Raw genomic sequence first — 1,851 nt, forward strand, 5'->3', positions numbered from 1 at the left:
CGCAAGAATATCTGGCTAATGCTTCGGATGTGAATGTTAGTCATATCAGCAATATCGAAACCAACAAAGTCAAAGTTTCTCTGACGCTTCTGGTATCTATCTGCAATGCTATGAATGTTACTGTTGATTATATACTTGGCAATGAATATAAAGCTCCTACTACTGCCTATGAAACCGAACTGCTTAATGCTGTAGATAAACTGGATTCTTCTAAGAAAGAACAGCTTCTGCGTATTGCAAAGGTATTATAAACAAGCTATTCTTTAATCCTACCAACATATCTGTAATAAGTACTCTTACTCTTACCAAACTGCTTCATCAATTCAAATGGGCGAAGTTCTCCCGACAACACTTTTTCATAATGCTCTGAAAATTCTTCTTGTGACATTATCGCTGGACGACCATAATCATCCCACTCACCACGATTTTTCTTAGCATCAATACCCTCACGCTGACGCTTTTCTTTCTTTTCAATCTCTGCCTGTGCCATAGCTGCATATAACTCAATCAGCATATTATTGATGGTTTCCATCAGCATCCTAGCCATAGCATTATCAAGCTTTGACAAATCCATAAGCGTAGTAGGAAGCTCCAGTATTTTTACACGAATACCATTATCCCTGTAATACTGCAACTCTTTTAGTGTCTCCTGCTTATTTCTACCAAGTCTATCATCCTCAGTAATAATTAGCTCGTCACCAGCTCTTAATACATCCTCTTTCAATACCTGATACCTCGGACGATTAAAATTCTTGCCTGTCTGCTGGTCTGTAAAAATCTTTTCCAGCTCCAAACCATTCTGCTCACAGTATGCTGTAATCTCCTTAATACCTCTGTCTAAATGCTGCTCTCTTGTACTTATTCTGTGATAACCATATCTCTTCACGATTATTTGCTCCTTTCCTTTGTCTTAAAATGCTTACATAAAAAATGAGACCTCCCATAATGGAAAGTCTCTACTTTTTGGCACTGATTTTATGCCCTTATTATTCAGTTTCTAAATGTACACTTTTCGGCCACCCCCCTCCTTAAAAAATGAATACATAAAAGAATGTATATTTCAGCCTTTGATTTATCGTCATAAGCGAAACAGTGTAAATACTTAAAAGTTTTGGTTATACCTTTTACTTTATTTCAGTTTTTCCCCAAGGAACATTGTATTCTGATATTTCTACCTTTTTCCAGTATTCTTGTGGTATATGTAATCTTGATAAAATATCTACATTCGCAATTAATGCCATGCTAAACAAATTCTGATTATTAATACCATGTTTTATCAAATGTTGTGTCAATTTTTCTATCGTCTCTCCTGAATTAGTTAAATCATCAATAATTAAAATCTTTTTATCTTTAAAATTTAATACTTCGTCAGGCACAAAAATTGTCCATTTTGATGTATCAAAACTCGTCCAATTTTGCGGATTAAGAAAGTTCTTATTATATCTTCTTTTTAATAGGCACATATACACAGGATATTTATTATCCAACTCTGTAACTACTAAGCTACATACTATTGAGCCTCTACCTGAGAAAGTAATAATATAGTCAGGGTTTATTTTTTCTACTTTTTGAGCTAAATCCTCTATCCCTTCCTTCATAATTTTCTTCCAAGAAATATTCTTTCTATATTTTATCTTAGTATATATAAAATATACTGCACTTGGTCCCCCCAAAACAGTAACTATCCATCCTATCGCATTCATAATTACACTTACATTCATTAGTCTCTAAATCTCCTTAAAAGTATATTGAATTTCTCTGTTTATATTCAATTTTTCTAACAAAGTCGTTACGTCTTTCATTTGGTTTTTGTATAACAGAAATAGTATTTCTGCAATAATATCCATTTTT

General features: G+C 33.4%; 3 protein-coding genes. 1 reads left to right on the forward strand and 2 read right to left on the reverse strand.

Going from position 1 to position 1,851, the window contains the following annotated elements; genetic code table 11:
- Positions 1–251, forward strand: a 251-nt coding sequence (locus tag CCU_RS08035) for a helix-turn-helix domain-containing protein (RefSeq protein ID WP_208896109.1), incomplete at its 5' end; no start/stop codon positions are given.
- Positions 252–256: 5 nt separating this feature from the next.
- Here the strand turns inward: CCU_RS08035 and CCU_RS08040 are convergent.
- A complete protein-coding gene (locus tag CCU_RS08040) occupies positions 257–886 on the reverse strand; it encodes a recombinase family protein (RefSeq protein ID WP_208896110.1) in 630 nt (209 codons plus the stop codon).
- A 238-nt stretch (positions 887–1,124) separates the two neighbouring features.
- On the reverse strand, positions 1,125–1,721 hold the full coding sequence (locus tag CCU_RS08045) for a phosphoribosyltransferase family protein (RefSeq protein ID WP_015534236.1): 597 nt from the start codon (positions 1,719–1,721) through the stop codon (positions 1,125–1,127).
- Between the last annotated feature and the right edge of the window lie 130 nt (positions 1,722–1,851).

It is taken from the genome of Coprococcus sp. ART55/1 (assembly GCF_000210595.1).
Classification (GTDB): domain Bacteria; phylum Bacillota; class Clostridia; order Lachnospirales; family Lachnospiraceae; genus Coprococcus; species Coprococcus aceti.

What these genes read in the sequence shown, in the direction of transcription:
- CCU_RS08045 (WP_015534236.1), bottom strand. Translation starts at nt 1,721, where the DNA reads ATGAATGTAAGTGTAATTATGAATGCGATAGGATGGATAGTTACTGTT.